Source organism: Paenibacillus sp. J14 (assembly GCF_000518465.1).
GTDB classification, from domain to species: domain Bacteria; phylum Bacillota; class Bacilli; order Paenibacillales; family Paenibacillaceae; genus Fontibacillus; species Fontibacillus barengoltzii.
In genome coordinates, this window is the sequence record NZ_JADQ01000021.1 from 39,877 (window position 1) to 56,870 (window position 16,994).

Consider the following 16,994-nt stretch of genomic DNA (forward strand, 5'->3'; position numbering starts at 1 on the left):
CCCAAGCGGACAAGGGATTTTATACTGTCCTAGAAGGAGGTGTACCCTCATGAAAATCCAATGGTCCCTAATTCTGGCTTTGGTCTTTGCCTTGATTACCGCCGTCTTTGCAGTGATCAACGTCGATCCGGTGCAGGTCAATTTGCTGTTTGGCTCCGTCAGCCTTCCGTTAATTTTGCTGATCCTCGGCAGTACGTTGCTTGGCGGTATCATCGTCGGGGCGTTTGGCATTTACCGCGGTTATCGACTGCAACGCGAAGTTAAGGGCCTGCATGCGAAGCTTGTACATATCCAGGAAGCTACCGGCTATGTTTTCCCGGAACCGGAGAAGCCAGAGCGCGGTAAAAAGAAGAAAGCTGCCAGCCATGAAGCTGAAACGGAAGCTGAATCGGCGGAGGAGGACTCCCCCATCCAGTCTTAATGCGGACTAAAGCATCCCACCTATCTTAAGGAGGTTTCCCATGAATATTCAACCGAATGAAACCTATATTTTAAATTTTCTCAAAACTTTGCTGGACACCCCAAGCCCAAGCGGCTTTACCCACAATATCATGACGCTTATCGGACGAGAGGCCGAAGCACTGGGCGTGCCTTGCAGCTTTAATGAAAAAGGCGGCGCGATCCTGACCATTCCTGGACGCGACTCGTCGCGGCGCATCGCCCTCAGCGGCCATGTGGACACGTTAGGTGCCATGGTGCGCGCCATCCGTTCGAACGGTACGCTGGCGATTACCTCGGTTGGCGGGTTCATGATGAACAGTATCGAGAACGAATACTGCCAAATCCACACCCGCAGCGGACGGGTATATACCGGCACGATCCTGTCGACCCATCCTTCCGTTCACGTCTACAGTGACGCCCGCGATTTCAAACGCGAGGAGAAGAACATGGAGGTCCGGATCGATGAGGTGGTGGAAAATAAAGAGGACGTGCTGAAGCTGGGGATTGGAGTTGGCGACTTCATTTCGTTTGATGCCCGCGCTGTAATCACGCCTAGCGGATTCATTAAATCCCGTCATCTGGACGACAAAGCCAGTGTAGCGGCCTTGTTCGGGCTGATCGAATCGATCCGCCGCGAAGGCTGGACGCCGCGCCATGATCTGGTGTTCCTCATCTCCAACTATGAGGAAGTGGGACACGGTGCCTCCTGGATTCCGGACGGCGTGAACGAAATGATCGCCGTTGACATGGGCGCCATGGGCGATGATCTGAGCTGCAAAGAGACCGATGTCTCCATTTGCGCCAAGGACTCCAGCGGCCCTTATGACTATGAGATGACCACTCGGCTGATTGAACTGGCCAAAGGCCTTGGCATCCCGCATGCCGTTGATATTTATCCGTATTACGGCTCGGATGCCTCGGCTTCCTTGCGGGGCGGCCACAATATCCGCGCCGCGCTGATCGGACCGGGCGTGCATGCCTCGCACGCTATGGAGCGGACGCATAAACTGGCGGTCATCAATACGACTCGCCTGCTTGCAGCTTATGTTGCCGATTAAGGAGCAACGCTGGGGAATCGCCATGGCTTCGGTCATGGCGATTTTTCTCATCATCCTGCTGATGATGAGCTGGGGCAGCCGCTACCTGATCCCCCGCCATTATGAATATCATGAGCTTACCGCAGCAAACGGTGTCAAACTGCATGCCTTAGTCGCCGATCCGGAGCGAATTGAACTGCGGGCGGCGGATCAGCCGTTGGGACGTTACCGCGTGTATGGGATGAACGGCGGTTTCTTCTATAACGATGCTGTGTTGTCGCTGGCAGTAAACAACGATCAGCCGGTGCAAGGCACGGCAGGCTCCTACGGCTCCGGCTGGTTTAACGCCAAATACGCCCGCGGCACGCTCGTCTGGGACGGCGCTGCGGGCAGCTTCTCGGTGCAGGTGGTCTCCGCCGCAAGCGAGCTGGCCGTTACGGACCGCACCCGCTATTTTGCCCAAGGCGGCGTCAGCATGAAGCTGCCGGATGACGCTGGATGGCGGGCCGCAGCGGTAGAAGCCGAGCACCTGCCGAATCCCGATGAGAACCGGCTCCGCTCCGGTCTCGCGTATGATGCCAGCGGCCGGCTGTGGCTGATCGTCACCCCCACCCGCTGCACCGCCGAAGCGTTCCGCACCGCCGTCAAGTCGACCCTGGCCGATGGCGGGCTCGTCGACGGCATCTTCCTCGACGGCGACGGCTCCGCGCAGCTAAACGCCGCCGAAACTAAGCTAAACGGCGATTCTCGCGAATTGCGGCAGATAATTGTGATTCGGTAAGAGAAAAACGCCTGTTCGTTAAATTAACGAACAGGCGTTAATACTAATATTCTGCTATGTAAGTCTTTTATGCACCGCCATTTTGAACAAAAGTAGTGAAAGTAGGTTGATCAACATGAATCGCATTAGGAGCATTAAAAGTCAAAGATAAAAGCACCGCTAAAATAACAACGATTTTAGATTTCATAAACCCCGTTTCACCTCACTCACGATATTCTTAAATTTCTGACAAATCTCTACTGAAGCCATGTGTCTATGAAGTTCAAATAAAACCATAAAATCTAGAAGGGCTACCTTATGATTTATTATATTCGAATTCTCTAGACCTTGCATCAAATAATTAAACCCCAATGAGTAATCTTTTTTACGTAAATAGTAGTGAGTAAGATCATACAAAAATTGTATATAACTATTAGGTAGAACTTGGTCCTTATATAAATCATTTGTTTGCTTACGATTGATATATGCTTCAAGTTCCGACTTAAATTGAGCTAAAATATGATCTACATCAATATTATATCGGTTCGCAGCATACATCACATTTGAAATCGAATGTATAAATTCATCAGGGTTTTCTACCATGAACTCAACGTATTCAGGCAGATACTCGATTTCACCGTTCTTGAGCCGATTGACGCAGATATTGGCCTTTGACCATTTTTGAAATAAACTTAACCAATGCTTAGTATCTTCATCCGTTTCACGCACCCAGCTCAAGTCAGCATACTGATAAGTATATTCCAACGCCTTAGCATAATCTTCTCTACCATCATACACTTCTGCACACAATAGTTTCGCGTAAACAATATAAACAAACATCGGTCTGTTAAGCCGACGTTGCATTTCGTAAAATTCCTTTTCTGAGCGCCTGTTACTGAAATAGAGCAAACGTGCTTTGCGTTCCATCTCGAGAGCTAGAACCTCAAGCCGGTCCCACTCCCGAAGCGAACGGTACAGGTTAGCCAAATCCTTAAGCGCATCCAATTGTGTAACTTCATCCAAACGATCTACAAAAGGTTCAAATTGGTAAGCAATTTTGAGGTTGTGAGCTTGATCTGATCCAATCCGAATTTTAAACAGCCGATACTGGCATAAAGCTAACCGCTCGGAATGCTGCCTCGTTTCACTCATAGCCACATTCTCATACAAAATCTCTGCGGCACCATATAATCCCTTCTCAAAGAACTCTTCGGCCATCTCGAATAAGGACGTAGAATACGTCAAATTATCCAGTAACATACATATCGTTCTGCGAATGCAATCCAGCTTGTTTAATTCAGCGCATTTTCGAAGAAACGGCGCCACTCTCCGCCAATCTGGATTTCTCTCTTGCAGATAATCGTTAATATAATGCTCATAAAAATGCCCCATGGGTAAGCCCATGATCTCCGTAATTCGATCCAAATGATCGATGGTTAAGGTGCGGTTACCATTGAGAATATAACTTAACGTCCCCGCATTAATATTTAACTTGGCCGAGAATTGACTTAAGCTTAGCTCATTTTCTTTCATAAAGGAGTGAACTTCCGCCAGAATCGTTGCTGTACTCATTGGCTTTCTCACCACACATTCTTTAGATAAAATGAGGTTGGAATTATATGTATGAAATAAATATATCTTGTTTTCATACTATGGTCAATTTTGGTATTTTACAAGGAAGTAAAAAAATCCTTGCTCTCCCTATTAAGAGACTGCAAGGATTTTACTATGAAGTCATCCTAGTTGGCGTAAAATTCTCCTTCTATTTCCCAACCTATATGTGAATGTAAGGGCTATTGTTGTGGTTTAACTCTTTTCGGTTTCAGGCAAACAAAAAACCTTTAAGCTCCATCACCCGCCCGCTCGAACTGGAGTGTACTTAAAGGTTTTCTATTCTATATGAAAAATCGATTAGATTTCGCCCGCTTTGGGGATTTCGCCGAAATCTATATGAAATTTCATATACATTTCGGCTTCCGAACCGCAAATCCCTCAATTCTATATGAAAAATCGAGTAGATTACGGGGATCACCGCATAATAGAGGAAATGTATGCGAAAAATCGAGTACAATTGGGGTGGCTATCATTCCTGCACCTGTTGCAAGTACAACATCCAAGGCTGGACTGAAATTGCAGCGCAGCGCCCAAGTGCATGAAAACTCACAACCACCCTCACCCGTTCCGTTGGGCTTCGATCTTCTCTGCCAGCTCATTCAGATACGTCCAACGCTCCATCAGGCGGTCCAGCTCCGCCTCCGCTTCCTGCTGTTGTTGCATCAGCTCTTGCAGGCGAACCGCATCGCTCGCCGCCGCTTCCATTTCCTCGGAAATAGCGGCAAGACGTTGCTCGGCGGCCTCGATGGTCGCGTCGATCGTTTCGAACTCCCGTTGCTCGTTATAGCTGAACTTCAGCTTCTCCCCGCGCCCCGCATTGCGGTTGCCCGTGTTGGCATCGGTTGCTGAACCTCCGGAAGCCACAGCATCCGAAGTGCCGGCTTTCCGCGAGCCTGAACCCGCTGAACTGCCTTCGCTCCCTTTTCCAGCACCATGCGCATCGCTGCCCTGTGTCCGTTCCTCGTAATCGCTGTAGTCACCCACATGAACAGCAATGACTCCGCCACCCTCAAATGCCATAATCTTATCCACGGTACGGTCAAGGAAATACCGGTCATGGGAGACCACAAACACGGCGCCGGGGAACTCGTCCAAATACGCCTCCAGCACGGTTAACGTCTGAATATCGAGGTCGTTGGTCGGTTCGTCTAACAGCAAAACGTTAGGCGATCCCATCAGCACGCGCAGCAGATACAGCCGCCGCTTCTCACCGCCTGACAGCTTGCCGATTGGCGTCCATTGCATGTCCGGCGGGAACAAGAAGCGCTCTAGCATTTGCGAGGCAGTAATCCGCGAGCCGTCCGCCGTCGTCACTACCTCTGCCGCTTCCTTGATATATTCGATCACCCGTTGCTGGCTGTCCATTTCCTGATGCTCCTGAGTAAAATAACCCAGCTTCACCGTCTGGCCCAGCACAATTTGACCGGTATCCGGCTCAATTCGCCCGGCGATCATGTTCAGCAGCGTCGACTTCCCGCAGCCGTTGGGACCCACAATCCCAACACGGTCTCCCGGGACCGCCGTATAGGTCAGATCGCCGATGAGCAACCGGCCTTCGATCGATTTGCGCAGCCCTTCGATCTCCAAAATTTTGCGTCCCAACCGCGTTGAAGCCACTGAGATTTCGAGGTTATCGCTTTTGTATTCCGTCTTGGCCGCTTGCAGCTTCTCAAACCGTTCAATCCGCGCTTTCTGCTTCGTCGAGCGTGCCTTGGCTCCGCGGCGGATCCAGGCGAGCTCACCCCGCAGCAAATTTTGCCGTTTCTGTTCGGAGGCCGCTTCTCGCTCCTCACGCTCGCTCTTGAGCTCCAGGAAACGGCTGTAATTCGCCTCGTAGCGGAACAACCGGCCGTGATCCAGCTCCAGCATTATGTTGCAGACGCGGTCCAAAAAATAGCGATCATGCGTAATCAAGAGCAACGCCCCACGCCGTTTCTGAAGATACGACTCCAGCCAAGCAACAGATTCATTGTCGATGTGGTTGGTGGGCTCGTCCATAATCAAGAGCTCCGATGGAAGGATTAACGCCGAAGCAAGCGCAACGCGCTTTCGCTGCCCTCCGGACAAGCTGCCCATATTCTGAGTAAAATCGGTGATGCCCAGCTTGGACAAGACGCTTTTGGCCTCACTGACCAGAGTCCAGGTCTGCAATCGGTCCATCTCCTGGGACAGCCGCGTCAGTTCCGCTTGCCGCCCTGCATCCCCCGGCTCCCGTTCCAGCGCTTCCTCGGCCTCCATATAAGCGGACACCACCTGAAGCTCAGGCCCGCCGCCTTGGAACACGCCGCGCAACACAGAAATGTCCGGGTCATATTCGGGATTTTGCGCCAGAAATGTCACGCGGACATCCCGGTTAATGGCGACTTTGCCGGAGTCGGCTTGTTCCAGACCGGCGATCACCTTCAGAAACGTAGATTTACCCGTTCCGTTGACGCCGATGATGCCGATTTTATCGTTTTCGTCCATCCCAAAGGAAGCGTCCTGAAACAGCACTTTCTCCCCATAGGTTTTGGTCAGATGCTCCACCGTTAATATATTCATACTCGAATCCCTACTTTATCCTATCATCCCGATTCCCCAAGCCAGTAAGCCTGCCACCAGGGAACTGAGTAAATTCACCATATCATTATCCATCCAGCGAAAACCTCGCAGCACTACGGTCTCCTGACCGCAATGCGTCGCTACCTCTACCTCTTTGCCGCAAACGACGCAGCGATGCATATATTGAACCGTCGCGCCCAGCCAGGAGTCGGCGAAGGCCCCGGCCAATCCGGAGATCCCGCCGATCAGCCCCCATTTCACCAGGGTTAGCAATGCCGAGCCTATTCCGACATAAGTGTCATCCCCGGTCCACATCCGCAGCAGCCAAGCCGCCCCGCCGATGCATACCGCACCGGCCAGCGCCGCCGTACTGCCGAGCAGCGTCACTCCGCCTGATGTTCCTGGAGGAACCCGGCGTCCGTTCAGAATCGAACGCGGCTCGCTTTTGCTAAGGCCGCCCCATTCCGTTGCCCACGTGTCCGCCGTTACCGCAGCCATGGTGCCAACGAAGAAGTAAGCCCATGCCGGATCCGGCCAAAGCAGGTTGCCGAGGCAAGCCAGCATCCCCAGCCCGCCGTTCGCCAGCACCTGCCCTGCGTCCCGGCGACCGCTCTTGGCATACGATTTCTCCAGCTCCGCCTTGCGATCCCCGCGAAAATGCGAGAAGATCGACGAGCTGATGAAAAATAGCAGCAAGATCCCAAACCAGAACAAATTGCCGGCCCCGTAGTATACCGTTCCCATAATAAATGCCGCCAGCATGCCGGAGAGCGATAACGATCGCTTCTTATAGGCGGCTGCAGACACGATTAGGGCGCAGAGCGCCCCAATAAACCAATCCATCATCATTTTGCCGAAGGACCGACCGCCACTGTGCAACTGCCCAGCACTTTGTCGCCGTAGGACAGCTCCAGCTTGTCCCCTTGATATACCGGGCCGACCCCTTCAGGCGTTCCGGTGAAAATCAAATCTCCTTCTCCCAGCCCGTAGTGTTCCGCGATATAATCCACAATTTGCTGCAGCGGGAAAATCATCCGACTGATATTGCCGCGCTGTACAATCTCCCCATTCTTCCGCAGCACAAAATCTTCATTCGCCGTCTCCACCGCTCCGGGAAAAGCGATATATGGCGTGATTGGCGCCGATTGCAGGAAGCCTTTGGCCGGCATCCAAGGATTCCCCTTATCTTTAACGATGTTCTGTACGTCACGCAGCGTGAAGTCGATCCCAAACGCGATCACATCCACCAACTCGTCAACCGTCATCCCCGGCTTATAATCGCGGGCGATCCGCAACACCAATTCCGCTTCATAATGCACCGAACCCCGGTCTGCCGGAAGCTCCAGCCCCCTGCCGTCCATGGCGGTTACCGCATGGGACGGTTTTAGGAAAATCATCGGCTCAGTTGGCACCTCATTGCCAAGCTCCTCAGCATGCGCCCGGTAGTTCCGGCCTACGCAATACACATTAGCGATCAATTTGTTCATCGTCATCTTCTCCTCCAGGGGATTATGGTTTCCCAATCGATTTTTTCACTTTCCCGTTACGATCGCTTGGCGCCAAACATCCGGCCGGTTCGTGCAGAGCAGGATGTCAGGATGCATCGCCGCCACCTTCCGCAGCGACTTCACATCATCCATCGTCCAAGCCATCACTTCAATGCCGTGTTTGAACGCTTTGGCAGCCAGCTCTGCGGTTAATGCCCGATAATAAATCGATAAGAACGAACAGTGCAACAGCTTCAGCCGCAACAGCAAATCTTTGGGCTGCCGATCGATGATCAGCCCTGTGCGGATTCCTCGTCCGATCTCCTTGATCTTCGCCAAGATCCGCGGTTCAAACGAAGTCAGCACCACCTCGTGCTCCATATGCCGCCGTTTGACCGCAGCGACCACCTTTTCCTCCAGCCCGGGGTACATATTCCCTTCGGTCTTGATTTCCAAGTTGACCCGCAGCCGTCCGGCGACGGCGTCGAGAAATTCATCGAGGCTTGGCAGCCGCTCCCCGCGGTAAGCCGTGGATTTCCAACTCCCCGCATCCAACGTTTGCAGCTCCGCCCAAGTCTTGTCCTTGACCGGTCCCTTTCCATTTGTCGTGCGGTTCAGCGTAAAATCATGAATCAACAAAGGCACGCCGTCCTTTGAACATTGTACATCAACTTCGATCCAGTGGACATCCTCCTGCTCCATGGCAAGCTGGACCGCAGCCATCGTGTTCTCCGGAGCAATTCCTGAGAAGCCGCGATGAGCAACACATGGGTTACGCATGCTCTCGCCTCCTTCTGATTGGAAACGATCCTTCCACTTAAGTCTGGTCATCCCCCAACAGCGAAGTACCGGATTCTTGAATCCACCCGGTCTTCGAAGTGCACACTTCTCCATCCTCGGAGATTCTTACCCCAGGTGAGAAGCCTTCGATTTCTTTTAACAGCTTGCTTCCGTCCTCGGCGCTCATCGGCACAGGCTGCCCGAGTTCCGTACGGAACGGGATCAGCTTCAGATCGCAATCTCCGTCACGTGTGCAGGAAGCGGCGAACACCGCAGTTTCCCACGTCTTCGGATCCTTGGATTTCGTAAAAATAAAGTTGCCCGTACTGTAGGCAATCCATTTCCCTTTGTATTGCTCCAGCCCTTGCATTACATGCGCATGACCGCCGATGACCAGATCCGCGCCAGCGTCAATGAAGGCGTGCGCCAGCTCTTGCTGGTGCTCCTCCAGCTTGGTCGTCCGCTCCTTGCCCCAATGGGCCATCACGAATACGAGATCTGCGTTTTTGCGCGCCTCTTGAATGGCGTTCAACGCAGCTTCCGGCGCATAGACCGAGGCTACGCCCGGTTTGTTCGCTCCGGCCACCCATCCCGGCTCCGGGACGACCCGGCTGAAGCCAAACAGGGCAATCTTAATCCCTCTGCGTTCCACATAAACCGGGGCGTACGCTTCCTTACTGTTCTTGCCAGCCCCGACATACATCACGTTTTGCTGCCGCAACGCTTTCATCGTATCCAGGAGGCCGGGGACCCCTTGGTCCAAAACATGGTTGTTCGCCAAATTCACAGCGTCCACGCCGGCTTGAGCCATCGGTCCAATCGCCTTTGGCGGCGATTTAAACACATAGGTTTTGTCCTCCGCCGGCTCCCCGCCGGTCGTAACCGGCGTCTCCAAATTCAGAACGCTTAAATCGTCGTTTTGGAATAATCCTCGCACATACTCATACGGAAGCTCGTAGCCCGCTTTCTCTAACCGCTCCTCCACTTTGCCGGAGAACATGGTGTCCCCTGCAAAATGAACCAACAGCCGATCCCCTTTGCCGTCTGCCTCGCTTAAATCTCCACCATTGGACGGCAAATCCGCTGCTTCCTCTTGATCCTCGTCGCCGGTAACGGCGGCGTTATTTTCACCGGATGCGTTCTCACCTGGGTTCGTGGATTTCTGCCCCTTCTCGTCTTCCGTTCCTGCAGACCCAGCATCGTTGTCCTCCGGCTGCACACTAGGAGCATCTTCGCTTGTCGTATCGCCAACAACTGACCCGTTGTCGCCCCAAGCTCCTGGCAACTGCTGCTCCGTTCCCGAGTCCAATCTCGCTTGACCAGTGCGTTCCTCCAAATAAAAGTAAGCTCCCAGCACGAAAATTAAAGTGATGAGAGTCAAGTTCAACGTCAGCCAAATTCGGTTTTGACGCCGCTTTTTTTCCTGCTGTTTTTTCTTGTATTTTTCCGACCTTGGTGGGTACATTACGGACTCCTTTTGCATAGATCTATCGTTACGATGGAAGGCGCTGTCCCCCTTCCTTCGCGCTGTTAAGCCGACCGTTTGATTTTATTATATCAGGTCTCCGGAAATAAATAGAACCCCTCACCTATTTTACGGGCAAGGGGTCAGGAAGTCCTATGTCAGGGCGGTTAATCGGCCATGCCTTACGCTTGAGCGACCTTCAGCTGGCCGGCCATTTGCTCTGCCAGCTCCTTCGCTTGCTTGATGCAGTCGGGCAGACCAACGCCGTAAAACGCCGCTCCTGTCGCATATACGCCGGGCAGCTTCTGCTCCAATTGACTGCGCAGCTCTGCAACCTGCTGCAGATGGCCCACCGGATACTGCGGCATCGATTTGGGCAGCCGGGTAATTTCTGTGAACAACGGGCGGGCCGTAATGTTCATCAGCTGTTTCAAATCGCCGAGCACCAGCTCCAGCAGCTCCTCATCAGGCAAGAACGTCTTCTCCTCATCGCCGGAGCGGCCGACGTAACAGCGCAGCAGCATTTTGTCGTCCGGGCTCGTGTGCAGCCATTTGATGCCGGTCCATGTGCAGGCGGTAATGTTCATGCCTTCTTTGCGCGGCACGAGGAAGCCTGAACCGTCAAATTGGCCGGTGACATCCTCGCGGTCAAAGGCCATAACCACGTTGGCCACGGACACATAGTTCACCGCATCCAGCGCGGTCACATCCACATGCGGCCGCAGCAGCTCGGCAGCGGCAAACGCCGGCACCGTAACGATCACTTCATCCGCTGGGATCATCTCGCCCGAGGCGAGGACAACTTCATACGCTTCCGTTCCGTTGCGGCGAAGTTCCACCGCCTCAGTGCGCATGCGGCAATCCACATCCGACAGCGACTCAACCAAGCCGTTAACCAGCGTCTTCAATCCTTTGCGGAACGTGAGAAAGGCGCTGCGTTTAGTGCCGGTATGCGTCTCGGTAGGCTTCTTCCCGGACATCATGCCTTTGATCAGGCTGCCGTAAGCTCGTTCCACCTCTCCAAACTGCGGGAAGGTCGATTGCAGGCTGAGGTGGTAAGTATCGCCGGCATAAATGCCCGCGAGCAGCGGCTCGGTGATGTTTTGCAGCACTTCGGCACCCAGCCGGCGCTCGATAAATGCGCCAAGCGACTCATCCTCTTCGCTGAGCCGAGGCGGCATCACGAGGTCCAGCATCGCCCGGGCTTTGCCGCTCCAAGAGACAAGACCGCTGCGCAAGAACGGTCCCAGCTCGGTCGGGATGCCCAGCACCAGCCCGGAAGGCATCGGATGCAGCTTCCCTTCGCTGACGATGTAGGTCTTCTTGGCCTCCGGGTTCATCGAGACGAGTTCGCCTTCCAGCCCCAGCTCCTTCGCCAGATCAATCATCGCCGTCTTGCGAGCCAGGAAGGAATCCGGACCTTTCTCGATCACAAAATCGTCCTTCTCCAGTGTTTCAATTTTGCCGCCGAGAGTGTTTCCCTTTTCCAGCAGCGTAATTTGCGGGGTGACGCCCCGTTCCTTGTAAAATTTCCGAACGTAAAAGGCCGCAGACAAACCGGTCAGCCCTCCGCCAATAATGACCACTTGACGTGAAGAATCACGCATGCCTTCTCATCTCTTTTCCCAAGATTTGATAATGACGTCGCTGAGCGCTTCCATATACAAAGGCTCGGTGTTCAGCGATTCGATCCGCTCCAGCCGCATATCCAGCTCTTTGGCGACTGTTTTAGCTTCGATGTCCAAATCGTACAGAACTTCCAAATGGTCCGACACGAAGCCAACCGGTGCTACCAAGACGTCCTCTACCTGCTGCTCGCTTAAATCCTTCAACGTATCCAAAATATCCGGCCCGAGCCAAGGATCAGCGGTACGTCCGGCACTTTGCCACGTAAACTGCCAGTTCTTCACACCGGCTTTTTCGGCAACAGCTTGAGATGTCTCCAGCAGTTGATCCCGGTACGGATCACCCATTTGCAAGATTTTCTCCGGCAGGCTGTGAGCGCTGAACAGCACTTTCACTTCATCACGCAAAGCGCCAGCCTCCTCGAACTGATCCAGCTTAGCGGATACACGTTGGGCAAAAGCCTCGATCAGCTTCGGATGCAAATGATAGCTCTCCACGAAGCTTGCTGACATTCCCAGTTCCTCCGCTTTCGCTTGCGCCCGCTTAATATACCCGCCGATGCTCATTACGGAATAATGCGGAGCAAGCACGATGCCAATCGCCTCACGGATGCCGTCTTTTGCCATCTGCTCTACCCCATCTTCGATAAAGGGTTGGGCATGCTTTAATCCTTGGTAGCAGACAAATTCAACATCCAGGTTCGCGGACATCCGGTTCAAGGTCTCCTGCAGAGCGGCAACCTGTTTATCCGTATTGGCACGCAGCGGGAACACCCCGCCTACGATCGCCTCATACCGGCTGACCAGCTCCTGAAGTTGTTCTGCGGTTGGAGGATGTCCACGCCGAATATGCGTATAATACGCCTCAACCTGATCCAAACTCTGCGGCGTGCCGTAAGACATCACCAAAACTCCGATTTTTGATTTCACGATATCAGTTCACCTCAAGTACAAAAGTTGTGTGCCATATTCAATGCGACTTAGTCTTACGCACGCCGTACAGGTTGATGCATGATGGCTTCCGCTGAATATTCGTGTACGAATTCCGTCAGCTCGCGCAGTTTATCCAGCGAAACCTCCGGAAACAGACCATGACCCAGGTTGAACACAAAGCCAGGGGCGTTCAGGCCATCATCGATAATTTCCTTTGCTTGTGCCTTAATGACATTCATTGGCGCGGTTAGCACATACGGGTCCAAATTGCCTTGCATCGCAAACTTCCCGCCCGTCCGGCGCCGGCCTTCTGTAATCGATACCCGCCAATCGAGGCCAACGGCATCGGCAGCGATATCCGTTAATGTCGGCAGCAGCTCTCCCGAGCTGACACCAGGAAAATAAATTTTAGGTACATCCAAATCCTGAAGTTCGGCAAAAATACGGGTAATCGTTGGTAGTACATACCGCTGAAAATCTTTCGGAGCGAGCGCGCCTACCCAACTGTCAAACAGTTGGAACGCCTTGCCTCCGCTTTCTACATGCTCCCGAAGGTAGGTGATCACCATATCACCCAGCTTGTCCATCAGTTTGAACCAAGCCTCTGGATCGCCGTACATCATCGCTTTCGTGCGGATATAGCTCTTGGACGGCCGCCCTTCGATCAAGTAGCTGGCAATCGTAAACGGAGCACCGGCAAATGTGATCAGCGGCACATCCAGCTCCTTGTCCAAAATCGCAATCGTTTCCAAGACATGCGATAAATCCTTGTGAACGTCGATCGGTCGAAGCCGCTCAATATCCGCAAGCGTACGGATCGGTTCTTCGATGACCGGGCCGATATTTTTGACGATATCGAATTTAACGCCCAGTGAAGCAACCGGATTCATAATATCGGAATACAAAATAGCCGCGTCCACGCCAAGCTTACGAACGGGCATCATGGTCACTTCCGCCGCCAGCTCCGGCTGCCGGCAAATTTCCAATAAGCTGTATTTCTCTTTGATTTTCCGGTAATCCGGATCATACCTGCCCGCCTGGCGCATGTACCAAACCGGAAGGCGATCCACCTCCCGCTTCCGCAGGGCCCGGATCAAGCGATCATTATAAGCCAAACCGCACGCCTCCAATACTCGTAGAAACCAAATTTTGATAACTGAACATTCAATCTACACTATAAACATTCTAATCTACATTATGCCCTACTTAAAAGTAAGTAACAACTATCACAACGTGGCGAACCTATGACAATCGGATGAAGATGCTATGAAGAATGCCCTGATCCCGGTTTTCAATGGTGTATACTGGTATAACTCTAAGTTTTTCACGCATCCTAGAACCTCAGCGAAAGGAAGTGAAAGCACAATTGAAAACTTGGAAGATAAATCTCATTGTGCTGTGGTTCGGGCAGTTTCTGGTCAACGCCGGGATGACGATGATTACACCGTTCCTCTCGCTGTATCTGGCGCGGGATTTGCACGTGCATGGAGAGCGGGCGATTGGGCTGTGGGCTGGAATGATTTTTGCTGCTAACTTCGCGACTTCGTTTATTTTTCAACCGATCTGGGGGAAGCTCGCCGACAAATACGGACGTAAGATTATGCTGCTCCGCTCCGGCTTCGGCATGGCCATCGTCATTACGTTGATGGGCTTCGCCACCCAGCCGTGGCACCTGCTTGGCCTGCGGTTGCTAAACGGAACGATCTCCGGCTTTAACCCCGCTTCCGTCGCACTGATCTCAGGTACAGCGCCGAAAGAGCGAATGGGTTTCGCGATGGGCACGATCCAGTCAGGCAACGTGGCTGGCACGATCCTCGGCCCCTTAATTGGCGGGTTGATGGCGGAGTGGATCGGATTTCGGCCGATATTTTACATTACAGGGGTGCTGCTGTTTATCGCATCCATGCTGGCGCTCCTCTTCGTACGCGAGAAGTTCGATCGGGAGGAGGCGCTGCACACGCCTCAACCATCTGTATTGCAAGGCTTCCTGGAGCTGAACAAAACGCCGCAGCTCACCGCGTTATTCGCCGTAACCTTCTTGCTGCAGTTTGCGATGCTGAGCCCGATGTCGTTGCTGCCTCTCTATGTGGAGAAGCTGCATGGACAAACCGCAGACGTGGCGTTCTGGGCCGGATTTGTCAGCGCCGTGACGGGCATTTCCAATATGATCACTTCGCCGATACTCGGCAGAATCAGCGACAAGCTGGGCGCTCACCGCATTCTGACCTTTTGCCTGATTGGAGCGGCGGCTACGCTGATTCCGCAGGCGTTCGTACAGACGGTGTGGCAATTGATCGCCATTCGGTTCCTGATGGGCGTGTTCATGGGGGGATTGCTGCCTAGCGTCAACGCGCTGATCCGCTTTTACACCCCGGACGGCATGGAGAGCCGGGCATTTGGGTTTAACAGTAGTACCCTCGCCTTGGGCAATATGATGGGCTCGCTGATTGGCGGCTTTCTCGCCGGGTATATCGGCATTGAGGGATTGTTTGTGATTTCCGGTATCCTGCTGCTGATCAATATGTTCTGGGTGCGCGTGAAGCTGTATTCGCATCCAAAGCCGCGAATGCCAGCGCCGAGGTAAGCTGTAAGGGACTGACTTATGTAAACAGAGTCGCCCAGTGTTCTCTCAGTTCGGAGAACCGAAGATAATTAACGGGAAAACCTGCTGTTATTTCGAGGCCAATCCTCCGTTTTAGCATCATTAACAGGAAAAAGTAACGTTATTTCGGACAAATTTGCGCGATAGTGCGCTTTTCCCAAAAATTAACGGCAGGTTTTACTGTTATTCTTCGCAGATGGGGAATACTTTCGAAATTAACGTTAGGATTTACAGTTAAATATCCCAAGTAAAAAAGCCGGTACAATCTCCCGGCTCTCTTTCTAAAATATAAAGTTACTTCTGCACCGTCGCATTATACTGCTTGATCTTCTCGGTAATTTGCTTGGCGGCGTCTTCCAATGCTTGCTTCGGCGGTTTTTGTCCGTTCAGCACTTCCTCGATCGCACCTTCCACGAATTGACGCGCTTCCGGGAAGACGCCCATCAGCGCACCGGAGGTCGCCGTAGATTCCGTCGACGCATGCAGCTGATCAACAGCGGTTTGGAACTGCGGATATTTCGCCATATTATCCTTCAACACTTGCTCGTCGTAAGCCGCTTTCGTGATCGGGAAGTAGCCGGTGTTTACGCTCCATTTCGCCTGCGCAGCCGGAGAGGTTACGTATTTGATAAACTCCCATGCCGCTTTTTGCTCTTCTTCCGATTTGTTGTTCATGATATACAAGCTTGCGCCCCCAACGATCACGCCGCCTTCTTTGGCGCTGGCGGGTCTTGGCAGGAAGGCAGTGCCTACTTCGAATTTGTCGCCAACCGCTCCTACGATGTTACGCAGTGCCGCCGTTGAATTTAAGGTCATCGCCACTTGGCCTGCAGCAAAGGCAGCGTCCGTGTCATCGGTTTTGCGGCCCAAATTAGCGACAACTCCGTTGTCCACCATTCTTTTCCACCACTCCAGAATGTTCACCCCCGCCTCCGATGCGAGCAGCGACTCGGTGGCATCCGCTTCACGTCCGTTGCCATTATTCACGTAATCGGCATTTTGGCTGGCAAACCACTGCTCGATAAGCCAAGCATAAACAGCGATCGCAGCGCCCGGTTGCCCCTTCTTGCTCAACGCGGTAGCTGCCGCTTCAAACTCCTCAAACGTTTTCGGTGGATTTTCCGGATCCAGACCTGCGGCTTTGAAGGCATCTTTGTTGTAGTAAAGTATCGGGTTCGACGTATTAAACGGCATAGCATTTAACTGGCCGCCGATCGTGTAATAACGAATAATGTTAGGTTCTAACTGCGAGAGATCATAGCCGTCTTCATCAATAAACTTCTGCACCGGTGTGATCGCCTTGGAGTCGATCATAAATTTGCTGCCGATCTCGTACACCTGGATCAAGTCTGGGCCGCTGTTCGAGCCCATCGAAGCTTTCAGCTTATTTAAGCTCTCATCGTAACTTCCTTGGAACACAGCTTCCACTTCAATATCGGATTGGCTCGCATTAAAATCCGAGACGAGCTCGTTAATAGCCTTCTCATTCGCCCCTGACATCGAGTGCCACCAGGTCAGGTGAATCGGCTTCTTCCCCGAGCTGGCGCTTGCCGAATTGTCGCTGCGGGTATTGGTTCCCCCGGTTGCCGCACTGCTTCCTGCGTCATTCCCATTCCCGCCGCACCCGGCAATAACGACCATCAACGCTGCCATCACCAGCAGCATGCTTTTGAAGCGAAACCTTTTCATCGTTCGTACCTCTCCCTACG

The 16,994-nt window shown here is 52.8% G+C and carries 14 protein-coding genes; 4 read left to right on the forward strand and 10 right to left on the reverse strand.

The features are described 5' to 3' along the window. The first annotated feature begins 49 nt into the window (after positions 1 to 49). The 3 genes from M891_RS0110195 to M891_RS0110205 are packed head-to-tail and all read left to right on the forward strand — an operon-like array spanning position 50 to position 2,259. Positions 50 to 421 (forward strand): LapA family protein, encoded by a 372-nt coding sequence (locus M891_RS0110195; protein ID WP_028538753.1) that lies wholly within the window; start codon positions 50 to 52, stop codon positions 419 to 421. A 40-nt stretch (positions 422 to 461) separates the two neighbouring features. Further along, a complete protein-coding gene (locus tag M891_RS0110200; RefSeq protein ID WP_016312764.1) occupies positions 462 to 1,499 on the forward strand; it encodes a M42 family metallopeptidase in 1,038 nt (345 codons plus the stop codon). Next, a complete protein-coding gene (locus tag M891_RS0110205; RefSeq protein WP_028538754.1) occupies positions 1,486 to 2,259 on the forward strand; it encodes a hypothetical protein in 774 nt (257 codons plus the stop codon). Before M891_RS0110200 ends, M891_RS0110205 begins: the two co-directional genes overlap by 14 nt. 183 nt (positions 2,260 to 2,442) lie before the next feature. Here the strand turns inward: M891_RS0110205 and M891_RS0110210 are convergent, their stop codons facing one another. From M891_RS0110210 to hemE, 9 genes are all read right to left on the reverse strand, one after another. Then, positions 2,443 to 3,810, reverse strand: a complete 1,368-nt coding sequence (locus M891_RS0110210; RefSeq protein ID WP_028538755.1) for a helix-turn-helix domain-containing protein — start codon at positions 3,808 to 3,810, stop codon at positions 2,443 to 2,445. A 600-nt stretch (positions 3,811 to 4,410) separates the two neighbouring features. Beyond that, positions 4,411 to 6,393, reverse strand: a complete 1,983-nt coding sequence (locus tag M891_RS0110220) for an ABC-F family ATP-binding cassette domain-containing protein (RefSeq protein WP_028538756.1) — start codon at positions 6,391 to 6,393, stop codon at positions 4,411 to 4,413. A gap of 15 nt (positions 6,394 to 6,408) precedes the next feature. After that, a complete protein-coding gene (locus tag M891_RS0110225; RefSeq protein WP_028538757.1) occupies positions 6,409 to 7,236 on the reverse strand; it encodes a DUF92 domain-containing protein in 828 nt (275 codons plus the stop codon). Positions 7,237 to 7,238: 2 nt separating this feature from the next. Then, a complete protein-coding gene (locus M891_RS0110230) occupies positions 7,239 to 7,880 on the reverse strand; it encodes a fumarylacetoacetate hydrolase family protein (protein WP_028538758.1) in 642 nt (213 codons plus the stop codon). A 45-nt stretch (positions 7,881 to 7,925) separates the two neighbouring features. After that, positions 7,926 to 8,660, reverse strand: a complete 735-nt coding sequence (locus tag M891_RS0110235) for a glycerophosphodiester phosphodiesterase (protein WP_028538759.1) — start codon at positions 8,658 to 8,660, stop codon at positions 7,926 to 7,928. 37 nt (positions 8,661 to 8,697) lie between these two features. Then, complete coding sequence (locus M891_RS0110240) at positions 8,698 to 10,125, reverse strand: CapA family protein (protein ID WP_028538760.1); 1,428 nt, start codon at positions 10,123 to 10,125, stop codon at positions 8,698 to 8,700. A gap of 182 nt (positions 10,126 to 10,307) precedes the next feature. Further along, on the reverse strand, positions 10,308 to 11,732 hold the full coding sequence (hemG, locus tag M891_RS0110245; RefSeq protein ID WP_028538761.1) for a protoporphyrinogen oxidase: 1,425 nt from the start codon (positions 11,730 to 11,732) through the stop codon (positions 10,308 to 10,310). A 6-nt stretch (positions 11,733 to 11,738) separates the two neighbouring features. After that, the gene (gene hemH / locus M891_RS0110250; protein WP_028538762.1) at positions 11,739 to 12,680 is read right to left on the reverse strand and encodes a ferrochelatase; all 942 of its coding nucleotides are present in this window, start codon (positions 12,678 to 12,680) and stop codon (positions 11,739 to 11,741) included. A 56-nt stretch (positions 12,681 to 12,736) separates the two neighbouring features. Continuing rightward, a complete protein-coding gene (hemE, locus tag M891_RS0110255; RefSeq protein WP_028538763.1) occupies positions 12,737 to 13,798 on the reverse strand; it encodes a uroporphyrinogen decarboxylase in 1,062 nt (353 codons plus the stop codon). 251 nt (positions 13,799 to 14,049) lie between these two features. On the opposite strand from hemE, the gene M891_RS0110260 reads away from it, so the two are divergent. Continuing rightward, entirely contained in the window at positions 14,050 to 15,267 is a 1,218-nt protein-coding gene (locus M891_RS0110260) for an MFS transporter (RefSeq protein ID WP_028538764.1), read from the forward strand. Between the two features lie 312 nt (positions 15,268 to 15,579). Here the strand turns inward: M891_RS0110260 and M891_RS0110265 are convergent, their stop codons facing one another. Next, complete coding sequence (locus M891_RS0110265; RefSeq protein ID WP_028538765.1) at positions 15,580 to 16,974, reverse strand: ABC transporter substrate-binding protein; 1,395 nt, start codon at positions 16,972 to 16,974, stop codon at positions 15,580 to 15,582. Positions 16,975 to 16,994 lie beyond the last annotated feature (20 nt).

Coding starts and splice junctions, on each gene's coding strand:
- hemG (WP_028538761.1), bottom strand. CDS start 11,732: ATGCGTGATTCTTCACGTCAAGTGGTCATTATTGGCGGAGGGCTGACC.
- M891_RS0110240 (WP_028538760.1), bottom strand. CDS start 10,125: ATGTACCCACCAAGGTCGGAAAAATACAAGAAAAAACAGCAGGAAAAA.
- M891_RS0110265 (WP_028538765.1), bottom strand. CDS start 16,974: ATGAAAAGGTTTCGCTTCAAAAGCATGCTGCTGGTGATGGCAGCGTTG.
- M891_RS0110225 (WP_028538757.1), bottom strand. CDS start 7,236: ATGGATTGGTTTATTGGGGCGCTCTGCGCCCTAATCGTGTCTGCAGCC.
- M891_RS0110200 (WP_016312764.1), top strand. CDS start 462: ATGAATATTCAACCGAATGAAACCTATATTTTAAATTTTCTCAAAACT.
- M891_RS0110195 (WP_028538753.1), top strand. CDS start 50: ATGAAAATCCAATGGTCCCTAATTCTGGCTTTGGTCTTTGCCTTGATT.
- M891_RS0110205 (WP_028538754.1), top strand. CDS start 1,486: ATGTTGCCGATTAAGGAGCAACGCTGGGGAATCGCCATGGCTTCGGTC.
- M891_RS0110210 (WP_028538755.1), bottom strand. CDS start 3,810: ATGAGTACAGCAACGATTCTGGCGGAAGTTCACTCCTTTATGAAAGAA.
- M891_RS0110235 (WP_028538759.1), bottom strand. CDS start 8,660: ATGCGTAACCCATGTGTTGCTCATCGCGGCTTCTCAGGAATTGCTCCG.
- M891_RS0110230 (WP_028538758.1), bottom strand. CDS start 7,880: ATGAACAAATTGATCGCTAATGTGTATTGCGTAGGCCGGAACTACCGG.
- M891_RS0110220 (WP_028538756.1), bottom strand. CDS start 6,393: ATGAATATATTAACGGTGGAGCATCTGACCAAAACCTATGGGGAGAAA.